Annotated in this window: 9 protein-coding genes; 6 read left to right on the plus strand and 3 right to left on the minus strand. The window is 75.3% G+C overall.

Annotated features, from left to right (window positions below; all coding sequences use genetic code 11):
• The first annotated feature begins 30 nt into the window (after positions 1 to 30).
• The 3 genes from FJR00_RS11735 (at position 31) to FJR00_RS11745 (ending at position 3,444) form a co-directional block, all read left to right on the plus strand.
• Complete coding sequence (locus tag FJR00_RS11735) at positions 31 to 546, plus strand: Rv0361 family membrane protein (RefSeq protein ID WP_141338904.1); 516 nt, start codon at positions 31 to 33, stop codon at positions 544 to 546.
• On the plus strand, positions 546 to 2,327 hold the full coding sequence (locus FJR00_RS11740) for a DUF5671 domain-containing protein (RefSeq protein ID WP_238330463.1): 1,782 nt from the start codon (positions 546 to 548) through the stop codon (positions 2,325 to 2,327). Before FJR00_RS11735 ends, FJR00_RS11740 begins: the two co-directional genes overlap by 1 nt.
• 70 nt (positions 2,328 to 2,397) lie before the next feature.
• Positions 2,398 to 3,444: an NAD(P)-dependent alcohol dehydrogenase gene (locus FJR00_RS11745; RefSeq protein ID WP_141338906.1), complete on the plus strand. Its 1,047-nt coding sequence runs from the start codon at positions 2,398 to 2,400 to the stop codon at positions 3,442 to 3,444.
• Positions 3,445 to 4,060: 616 nt separating this feature from the next.
• Here FJR00_RS11745 and FJR00_RS16705 read toward each other — a convergent pair.
• Positions 4,061 to 4,681, minus strand: coding sequence for a 2'-5' RNA ligase family protein (locus FJR00_RS16705; RefSeq protein ID WP_475483683.1), 621 nt, complete (start codon positions 4,679 to 4,681; stop codon positions 4,061 to 4,063).
• Positions 4,678 to 5,556, minus strand: coding sequence for an oxygenase MpaB family protein (locus FJR00_RS11755; RefSeq protein ID WP_141338908.1), 879 nt, complete (start codon positions 5,554 to 5,556; stop codon positions 4,678 to 4,680). The genes FJR00_RS16705 and FJR00_RS11755 overlap by 4 nt, the downstream gene beginning before the upstream one ends.
• A 58-nt stretch (positions 5,557 to 5,614) precedes the next feature.
• Here FJR00_RS11755 and FJR00_RS11760 point away from each other — a divergent pair, with 58 nt between their 5' ends.
• The 3 genes from FJR00_RS11760 to FJR00_RS11770 all read left to right on the plus strand — a co-directional run bounded on the left by FJR00_RS11760 (position 5,615) and on the right by FJR00_RS11770 (position 9,468).
• The gene (locus tag FJR00_RS11760; RefSeq protein ID WP_141338909.1) at positions 5,615 to 6,334 is read left to right on the plus strand and encodes an SDR family NAD(P)-dependent oxidoreductase; all 720 of its coding nucleotides are present in this window, start codon (positions 5,615 to 5,617) and stop codon (positions 6,332 to 6,334) included.
• 92 nt (positions 6,335 to 6,426) lie between these two features.
• Positions 6,427 to 7,416 carry a hypothetical protein gene (locus FJR00_RS11765; RefSeq protein ID WP_141338910.1) on the plus strand — a complete coding sequence of 330 codons (990 nt, stop codon included), beginning with the start codon at positions 6,427 to 6,429 and terminating at the stop codon, positions 7,414 to 7,416.
• A gap of 21 nt (positions 7,417 to 7,437) precedes the next feature.
• The gene (locus tag FJR00_RS11770; protein ID WP_238330460.1) at positions 7,438 to 9,468 is read left to right on the plus strand and encodes an FAD-dependent oxidoreductase; all 2,031 of its coding nucleotides are present in this window, start codon (positions 7,438 to 7,440) and stop codon (positions 9,466 to 9,468) included.
• A gap of 62 nt (positions 9,469 to 9,530) precedes the next feature.
• Here the strand turns inward: FJR00_RS11770 and FJR00_RS11775 are convergent, their stop codons facing one another.
• Positions 9,531 to 9,923 carry a 2-polyprenylphenol hydroxylase gene (locus FJR00_RS11775; protein ID WP_238330461.1) on the minus strand — a complete coding sequence of 131 codons (393 nt, stop codon included), beginning with the start codon at positions 9,921 to 9,923 and terminating at the stop codon, positions 9,531 to 9,533.
• Between the last annotated feature and the right edge of the window lie 187 nt (positions 9,924 to 10,110).

Raw genomic sequence — 10,110 nt, forward strand, 5'->3', positions numbered from 1 at the left:
TCCGATGCGTCGGCGCGCGAGGGGGCCCAGGTGTCCCAGGTCACACTGCGGGCCCTGTCGCGCAGGTCAGCGCGGTGGGACGCTGGGGGTATGGACGGTCGGGCCGGGAAGGTGCTCGCGATCGCGGTGGCGGTCCTCCTGCTGCTGGCGGTGGTCGCCGGGGTGGTCTCGGCCACCCGGCCACGGACCGAGCTGCCGGCCGGGTCGCCGGAGGCCGTGGTGCAGGACTACGTGACCGCCGTCTACGACCGCGACCTGGGCGCGGCCGCCGAGCACCTCGACCCCGACGGGAAGTGCGACCTCGAGGACCTGGAGACGGCCTGGGTCGAGCGGGACGCCCGCGTCGTGCTGCGCGACGTCGACGTCGACGGCGACCGGGCCACGGTCCGGGTGGACCTGGTCCACACCGACAGCACCCCGTTCGGCGGGAGCGAGTGGTCCCAGGAGGAGGTCTTCCGGCTGACGGACGCGGGCGAGGGCTGGGTCATCACGGGGTCGCCGTGGCCGATGTACGCCTGCGACCTCCCCGAGGGGGTGCGGCCGTGATGCTCGGCGTCGTCAGCTCCCTGGTCCCGCTCGCCCTGCTCGGCGGGGTCGTCGCCGCGATCGTGATCGCCGTCCGACGCCGCAGCGGCACCGACGGGCACGACCCCCAGGCCCCCGAGGGCGGCGGCCAGTCCGTCCGCAGGTTCTTCCAGTACCTGCTCCTCGCGGGCCTGCTCTTCGCCGCGGCCGCCGGCGTCACCGGCCTGCTGAGCAGGCTCCTGGCCACCGACGACGTCCTCGTCCCGGACGACAGCCAGCTGGCCCTCGAGCTGGCCTTCACCCTCATCGCGCTGCCCCTGTGGGCCCTGCTGACCTGGTGGACCGTGCGCCGGACGGCCGCCGACCGCCGCGAGCTGCGCGCGCTCGGCTGGGCGGCGTACCTCACGCTCGTGGGGCTGGTCTCCCTCGTCGTGGCGATGGTCGGCTGGCACCAGACCCTGAGCATGCTGCTGGGCACGCAGCCCTACCGGGGCGGCAGCCCCGCGCTCGCCGTCGTCTGGACCCTGGTCTGGGCCGGCCACCACTGGTGGGGCCGTCGTGGCACTCCGCGGAGCCACCTGCACCCCCTCGCCCTGCTCGGGGCGGTCGCCGGGCTGGCGACCGCCGCGGCCGGGCTCGCCCGGCTCGTCGCCGCGAGCCTGGACCAGCTGACCGGACTGGGTGGCGAGTCGCTCGTCGGCCGCGGTGCCGACAGCATCCTGCGCCCCGGTGTGACGTTCGTCGTCGGCGCCCTGGTGTGGGTCGTCTACTGGGTGCTGGACCTGGCCCGGGGACGACGGAGCACCGGGTGGCTCGTGCTCGTCCTGCTCGTCGGCGTCGGCGGCGGACTTCTCGCGGCGACCGTCGCGCTGAGCGTGCTCGCCTACGACGTCCTGGTCTGGCTGGTCGGCGACCCGGCCGCCACCACCGCCTCGGAGCACTTCGCGGGCGCCCCCGACCTTGCCGGCGTGGTCGTCGTGGGCCTGCTGGTGTGGTGGTACCACCAGGAGGTGCTGGGCGCCGGCCGCGCCGCAGCACGCACCGAGGTGCGCCGGGTCTACGAGTACGTCATGGCCGCGGTCGGGCTGCTGGCCGCCTCGGCCGGCCTGGTCATGGTCATCGTCACGCTCGTCGAGGCCATCGCCGCGGGTCGGGACCTCGTCGTGGGCGGCAGCGCGCTCAACGCCCTGCTCGCCGCGCTCGTCCTCCTGACCGTCGGGCTGCCGGTGTGGTGGTGGCACTGGCGGCTCGCCCAGCACGCCCGGGCCGACGACCCGGCGGCCGAGCTGGCCTCCCCCACCCGGCGGACCTACCTGCTCGTCCTCTTCGGCGTCTCCGGGGTCGCGGCGGTCGTCGCCCTCATCACGCTCGTCTACCTCCTGCTCGAGGACGCCCTCGCCGGCGGGATCGACACCGAGACGATGCGCAGCATCCGTTTCCCGCTCGGCATCCTGGCGACCACGTCGCTGCTGTCGGCCTACCACTGGACCGTCTTCCGGGCCGACCGGGCCGACCTGCAGCCTCGCGCCCCGGCGCGCGCACCGCATACCCCCGCCGCCCCCGGGCACGGGCCACGCATGGTGCTGCTCGTGGGCACCCTCTCCCCCGCCGAGCGCGCCGACCTGGCCGCCCGCACGGGCGCCGAGGTCCAGCTGTGGCGGCCTCGTGCCGCGGCACCCCGGCCACCCTCGGTCGAGGAGCTGGCGGAGGCCGTGGCGGCCGTCCCGGAGGGCGACCTGCTCCTGCTCGTGGACGCCACCGGCCTGCGGGCCGTCCCCGTCGATCACTACACTTCGGGGTAGGACGACCGGTCTGCAGCGACTGGTCACACGAGCCCTCGCGCCGGCCGTTCTGGACCATCAGGAGGCCGTCGTGCGCGCTGTCGTCTTCGAGGGGTACAAGACCTTCCCCGTCCTCAAGGACGTGGACCGTCCCACCCCCGGACCCGGGGAGGTGCTGCTCCAGGTGGCCGGCGCGGGTGCCTGCCACTCCGACGTCGGGCTCTTCCACGACTTCGAGGGGGACCCGACCGGCCTGCTGACGCCGCCCTTCGTGCTCGGGCACGAGAACTCCGGCTGGGTCGAGGAGGTCGGGCCCGGCGTCACCGGGTTCGAGCAGGGCGAGGCCTACCTGGTCTACGGGCCCGTGGGCTGCGGGCGTTGCCGGGCCTGCTCCCGCGGTCAGGACACCTACTGCGCCCAGCCGCAGGAGGTCGGGTATGCCGCGATGGGCCTCGGTCGCGACGGCGGGATGGCGGAGTACCTGCTGGCCCCCGCCCGCAACCTCGTCCCGCTGGGGGACGCCGACCCCATCGACGCCGCACCGCTCGCCGACGCCGGCCTGACGCCCTACCACGCGATCAAGCGGGCCCTGCCCTCCCTCGCCGGCGGCGGCCGCAGCGCCCTGGTCGTCGGGCTCGGCGGGCTGGGCCTGGTCGGGGTGCAGATCCTCAAGGCCCTCACCGGGGCCCAGGTCATCGCCACCGACCTCAAGCCCGAGGCGATGGCCCAGGCGGAGGAGTACGGCGCCGTCACGGTGCCCGGGGGCGACGACCAGGTGGAGCGGATCAAGGAGCTCACCGGCGGGCGGGGCGTGGACGCGGTCTTCGACATGGTCGGGGCCGACGCGACCCTGAAGCTGGCCGGGGCGACCGTGGCCCAGCAGGGCTCGCTCACCGTCGTCGGCATCGGCGGCGGGACGTTCCCGTGGAACTTCTTCACCGTCCCCTACGAGGTGAACTTCTCCTCCACCTACTGGGGCACGATCGAGGACCTGCACGACGTGGCCGCGATGTACCGCCTCGGCCAGATCACCCCGGTCGTCGAGCGGTACACGCTCGACGACGCCCTCGAGGCCTACCGCAGGCTGCAGGACGGTGAGCTCTCTGCGCGCGCCGTGGTGGTCCCGCACGGCTGGTGACGCCCGCAGCAGGACGGGCCCCCGCCGGGGTATGCCGTGAGTCCCTGGCGGGGGGTGCTGCTCACCGGGGCCTTCGCCGCCCTCGGGTCGGTCCTCCTCGTCGTGGTCCAGGTCGGCGTCTTCGCCCTGCACCCGCCGCCGGGGACCGTCGAGGAGTTCCTTGCCCTCATGCAGGCCTCGCCGGTGCTCGGCGTGGTCAGCCTCGACCTGCTCTACGGCGTGAACAACGTGCTGGTGGCCCTGGTCTACCTGGCCCTGGTCGTGCTGCTCTGGGCCAGGGCCCGGTCCACGGCGGCCGTGGCCGGTCTGCTCGTCGTCCTGGGCATGGCCGCCTACCTGGCGTCCAACCCGGCGGTGGAGATGCTGCTGCTGGCCCGGCGGCACGGGTCCGCCGACGGGGCCACGCAGGAGGCCCTCCTCGCGGCCGGCGAGGTGCTGCTGGCCGGCTGGCGGGGCACGGCGTTCCTGACCTACTACGTGCTCAACGCGGTGGCCCTGCTCCTCGTGGCGGGAGCCCTGCTGCGTACCCGGGTGCTCTCCCGCGCCACCGGATGGTGGGCCCTGGCCGCCGGCCTGCTCATGGTGGTCCCGTCCACCTTCGGGACGGTCGGCCTGGTCATGTCCGTGCTGTCGTTGCTGCCGTGGTGCGTCCTGTGCGTGCTGGTGGCGCTCCAGCTGCTCGCCCGGGCAGGTGGTCCGGGGCCGCGCCCGTCACGGGCACCGCAGGCGGACGCTCCAGCACGGTGACCGTCCCGGCGTCGGGGTCCCACCACCGGGCGGCGACGAGGCGCACCGACCCCTCGTGCGTGCCCGGGGTCAGCGCTCCCAACGCCGCGACGAGGTGGTCGTGACGCGTCCGCCTGGTCAGGCTCAGGTGCGGCACCCACGGCCGCCTGTCGGCGCCGGGCCACCGGTCGGCCAGCAGGTCGCGCGCCTCCTGCAGCCCCAGGGGCACCCGGAGCCGGTGCGCCAGGGCCGGGGACCGACCGCCCAGCAGCACCTGGCCCTCGACGACGGTCGTGAGCGGCAGCAGCGGCAGCAGGAGGCGGGCCGCCAGGTCGAGCACGTCCTCGTCGGGGGCCCTTCCGGTGACCACGGTCAGGTGCGGGCGATGGGTGCTGCCGCGGTGCCGGGCCAGGGAGGGGACCCCGGCCTGCTCCAGCGCCGCCCACTCCTGCCGCGCCCCCGCCTCGTCGTCCGGGTGGAGGAGCAGCTCGAGGGCGTGCGCCGGGCTCACGCCGCCGGCTGCCTCTCCTCCTGGACCCCCGCCATCGCCCAGCGGACCCCGGCGGTGCTGATCCGGCCGACCGGTCGCAGGACGGACCGGGAAAGGCGTGGCGAGGCTGGCAGGTCGAGCATCTGCCGGGCCCAGGGCTCCAGCAGCGCCACCCCGCCCGCCGCGATCGCCCAGTACCCCGGGCGCGAGGCCACCGGCAGGGGCGGCTCGGCGAGCAGGAAACGGGCCGCGTCCCGGGCCGCCGGCGTGGTCTCCAGCTCGGGCCGGAACCCCTCGAGGACGGCCTCCAGCCCGGCGACGTCGGTCGGCGGGTCGAGCACCCCGAGGAGCCGGGCGGACACGCCCGCCTGGGCCACGTAGGTGTCCGCCTCGGCGGCGGTGAGGGGCGCGGCGGCATACGCCTGGTGGGCCCGCAGGAAGGAGACGGCCTCGGCGACGTGCACCCACATCAGCAGGTGCGGGTCGCTGGCCCGGTAGGGCCGGCCGAACGCGTCCTTGCCGCGGACCCGCTCGTGCACGGCGCGCACCTGGGCGATGGTGGCGGTGGCGTGCTCCACCGTGCCGAAGGTGGTGGCCGCCAGGTAGGTGCTGGTCCGCTGCAGCCGGCCCCACGGGTCGGACCGGTAGCCGGAGTGCCCGGCCACCCCCGCCATGGCCATCGGGTGCAGCATCTGCAGCAGGAGGGCGGCCACGCCGCCGGGGAACATGGCGGCGTCCGCGTGCACCCGCCAGACCGGGTCGGCGGGCGTGAACCAGCGCTCGCCGGGCGTCTGCCAGATGACCCGCGCCCGCTCCCGGGCGTCGTCCCCGGCGACGCGGGCGCGCAGCGCCGAGCCCAGGGCTCCCTGGACGCGGCCGAGAGGAGATCCATGCATAAGACACACCTTTGACGTAGATTGGACAGCACTACTATCTCACGTCGCTGGAGGCACCATGTCGCACCGGTCGTTGTCGGGCTCGCACGTCGTCGTGCTGGGCGCCTCGGGGGTCCTCGGCGGGTATCTCGCCCGGGCGCTGGCCGGTCGCGGCGCCGGGGTGACCGGGGTGGGGAGGGACGGGCAGCGTCTGGGCGCCCTGGTCGACAGCCTGCCCACGGACGGTCCCGACGGGCCGCTGCGCCACGGCTGGATCGGGGGCGACCTGACGGACGCGGGCCTGGGCGACCGGCTCGTCGAGCACCTGCGGTCGGGCCCCGGGAGGCTCGACGGGATCGTCAACGCCGCGGGGGTGGTGGCCTTCGGGTCCCTGGTCGACACCCCGGACGAGGTCGTGGAGGAGCTCTTCCTCACCAACGTCGTCGGGCCGCTGTGGCTGCTGCGCCGGACCCTGCCCCTCCTCGTCGACAGCCGCGGCTTCGTCGCCCAGATCTCCGGCGTCGTCGCCGACCGGCCCACGGCGGGGATGGCCGCCTACGGCGCGAGCAAGGCCGCCCTGGCGGCGGCCGACCGTGCGCTGGGCCTGGAGCTGCGCCGCAGCGGGGTCGCCGTCGTCGACCTGCGGGTGCCGCACACCGAGACCGGGCTGGTCGGCCGGGCGCTGGCCGGAGCCGCACCACGGCTGCCGCAGGGCCTGGACCCCGCCGCCGTCGCCGAACGGATCGTCGCGGGCATCGAGGAGGGCACCCCCGTGGTGCCGGCCGAGGCCTTCGCCTGACGCGGCCGACGCGGGCGGGCCGACGACGGGAGGGCGTGCGGTCGGTACGAGGCTCAGGGGGTCTTGTCGGTCCTCGCTGCCATACTCGACGGATGGGTGGTGAGCAGGGGCGCGACAGGGACGAGAGGGCGGACCTGCCCGACGACGACCAGGCCGGGCTGGCCCCGGTGCCGAGCGTCGCCGAGCTGCGGGCGGCGGTTCGCCGGGCGCATCCGCGCATCGGGACGGGATGGCCGGTCCTCGACGCGCTGACCGACGGCGTGGCCCTCGGCCGGACGACGGTGGTGGGCGCACCTCCGGCCCTGCGTGCCCAGGTGCTCGGCCGCATGGCGGCCTGGGCGGCCGGGGAGTCCTACCGGGTCCTCCTCGCCTCCACCCGCGCCACGACCGAGGAGCTGCTCCTGTCGGTCGCCGCCGGTGGCCTGGGACTGCCGGCTCGGGCGCTGTTGGAGACCGACTCCCACGACGCCTGGCTCGACGCCCGCCTGCGGGTGCTCGACCTGGAGGTGCACGCCGGCACGGACGCGCCCCGGCGCTTCGCGGAGTCGATGTCCTCCACCCGCCGGCCCGCGCTGGCCGTGGTCGACGGCTACGACGACGACACCGACGACCAGTGGGGGCGCGCGTTGCAGGTCGACGGCCGTGAGACCGACGTCTGGTCCCGGCCCCACCTCGACCCGGGTGCCTATCCCCTGCGCCACGGCTGCGCGCTGGTCCTGGGCGTGCCCGACGTGCGCCACCTCGAGCTGGGCCTCCGCGGGGCGGACACCTACCTGTCGCTGACGCCCCGCGACGACGCCTCCCGCGTCGAGATCACCGCCACCCGGGAGGGCCGCTCCCGCACCCGCACCGTCCTGCTGCGCGACGGCCTGCTCCCCCCGCCCACCCCGCACCCCGACCAGGTCCGCCGACGCGGCGTGGTCAACATCTGGGAGGAGCGCCTGCCCTCCCAGATCACCCGTTTCGCCGGGCTCCTCGGGGCGGAGGCCTTCGAGGTGGACCACGCCCCCGGGGACGACCCGCCCCCGGACCACGCACCCGGGGACGACGCCTCCTCCTCCGGCCGCGCCCGCGGGTGGTGACCCACGGGTAACATCGAAGACGTGAGCACGACGTCGTCCACGCCGACCGGGTCCGGCGCCCCCACGGCATACCCCCACCTCCTCTCCCCCCTCGACGTCCCCGGGGGGCGGCTGCGCAACCGGGTCGTCATGGGCTCGATGCACACCGGCCTGGAGGACCGCCCGTGGCTGCGTGAGGAGCTGAGCGCCTACTACGCCGAGCGGGCCACCGGTGGGGTCGGGCTCATCGTCACCGGCGGCTACGCGCCCACCCTCCGGGGGCGGCTGACGCCGCTGGGCGCGCAGTTCAGCGACCCCGTCACCGCCCGGCGCCACCAGGTCGTCACCGACGCCGTCCACGAGCACGGGGCCCAGATCGCCCTGCAGCTGCTGCACGCGGGGCGCTACGCCTTCTCCCCGCTCGCCGTGTCGGCCTCCGCCTCGAAGTCCCCCATCACCCCCTTCAACGCCCGCGCGATGTCCTCGAGGTCGGTGGGACGCACGGTCTCCGCCTTCGCGAGGTCGGCCCGGCTCGCGCGGCGGGCCGGCTACGACGGGGTGGAGATCATGGGGTCCGAGGGCTACCTGGTCAACCAGTTCCTCGCCCCGCGGACCAACCGGCGGACCGACCGGTGGGGCGGGGACGCCCGCGGCCGGATGAGGTTCGCGGTCGAGGTGGCGCGGGCCGTCCGGGACGCGGTGGGGGACGACTTCCTCGTCCTCTACCGCATCTCCCTGCTCGACCTGGTCGAGGGCGGGCAGACGTGGGAGGAGGTCGTCGAGCTGGCCTCCCTGCTCGAGGAGGCGGGGGTCTCGGTGCTCAACACCGGGATCGGCTGGCACGAGGCGCGGATCCCCACGATCATCACCCAGGTGCCGCGCGGCGCCTGGACCGGCCTCACCGCGCGGCTGCGCGCCGAGGTCTCGGTGCCGGTGATGGCCTCCAACCGGATCAACGCGCCGCAGATGGCCGAGACCCTGCTGACGGACGGGACGGCCGACCTGGTGTCCATGGCCCGTCCCCTGCTGGCCGACCCGGCCTTCGTCGCCAAGGCCGCCGAGGGACGGGCCGACGAGATCAACACCTGCATCGCCTGCAACCAGGCCTGCCTGGACCGCATCTTCGTGGGCAAGCGGGCTTCCTGCCTGGTCAACCCCCGCGCCGGCCGGGAGACCGAGCTGGTCCTGTCCCCCACCCGGCAGGTCCGCACCGTCGCGGTCGTCGGCGCCGGCCCCGCCGGGCTGGCCTCGGCCGTGTCCGCCGCGGAGCGGGGCCACCGGGTCACCCTCTTCGAGGCCGGGGACGAGCTGGGCGGCCAGTTCCGGCTGGCCATGCGGGTGCCCGGCAAGGACGACTTCGCCGAGACGCTGCGCTACTACCGCCGGCGCCTGGAGGTGCTCGGTGTCGACGTGCGGCTCTCGACCCGCGCGGACGCCGGCGACCTCGCCGGCTTCGACGAGGTCGTCCTCGCCACCGGGGTCCGTCCGCGCGTGCCCGACCTGCCGGGGGTCGACCACCCGTCGGTGGTCACCTACGCCGACGTCCTCGCCGGCCGGGTCGTCCCGGGACCGCGCGTCGCGGTCGTGGGTGCCGGCGGCATCGGGGTGGACGTGTCGCACTTCCTCACCCACGTCGAGACCGACCTCGCCGGGTGGATGGCGCGCTGGGGCGTGGGCGACCCGGCCGAGCACCGCGGCGGGCTCGTGCCCAAGGACCTGCCCGAGCCGGCCCGCGAGGTGTGGCTCCTGCAGCGCAAGGAGACCAGGATCGGGGCGGGCCTGGGCAAGACCTCCGGGTGGGCGCACCGGCTCAACCTGAGGGACGCGGGCGTCCACCAGGTGACCGGGGTGACCTACGACCGGGTCGACGACGAGGGCCTGCACCTCACGGTCGGCGGCGAGCAGCACTTGCTGGCGGTCGACCACGTCGTGCTCTGCGCGGGGCAGGAGTCCGTGCGTGAGCTGGCCGACGCCCTCCCGCAGGCGCACGTGATCGGCGGCGCCGACGTCGCGGCCGAGCTGGACGCGGAGCGGGCCATCCGGCAGGGCACCGAGCTGGCCGCCCGCCTCTAGCCGGGCCCAGAACGGGTGATCCCCGGGGAGGGCAACGAGCCGGCCGCGCTCACGGACACAAGTCAGGTCCGGTCCAGCGCGTCGAGACGCTCGAGAGCCACCCGCCAGCGCTCCTGCCGCTCTTGCCCGTCCTGCGCCCACCATGGGGTACCACGCTCCCCCAGCCCGTGCTTGGCCAGGTCCACCCGGTGTCGCCACGGGCCGGGGTCCTCGCCCGTCCGCCGTGCGTTCCGTACCCCCGACCGCCCACGCCCCAGGTGTGACAGCAGTCGCTCGGCCACGTCGTCGGGCAGTGCGGGATCCTGTCGTCGCCAACGACGGCCGTTGACGACGAGCCACCGCCGGCCGTCGACGTCGTCGTGCGGCTGGCCACGTGCCCCGTCGTCTGCGTCGTTGCCCTCGTCTCCATCGGCAGCAGCGGCAGCACCGGCGCTACCGGCCTGTCCGTTCTTCATCCGGACATCCTTGGCCACGAGGGGTCCGCCCGACAAGCACGAGCCCTTCCGCCGAGAGTGCGACGGCGGACATGCCGGTAGTCACGGCGGCACTGACGCCCGAGATGCGCTCCGTGGTTCTCCCGGGTGACCTGGACTCACTCGGGCGTACTGATGCTCCCGGCCGGTGCTGGCCGGGTGCGGGGCG

The sequence above is a fragment of the Ornithinimicrobium kibberense genome, assembly GCF_006519705.1.
Classification (GTDB): Bacteria; Actinomycetota; Actinomycetes; order Actinomycetales; family Dermatophilaceae; genus Ornithinicoccus; species Ornithinicoccus kibberensis.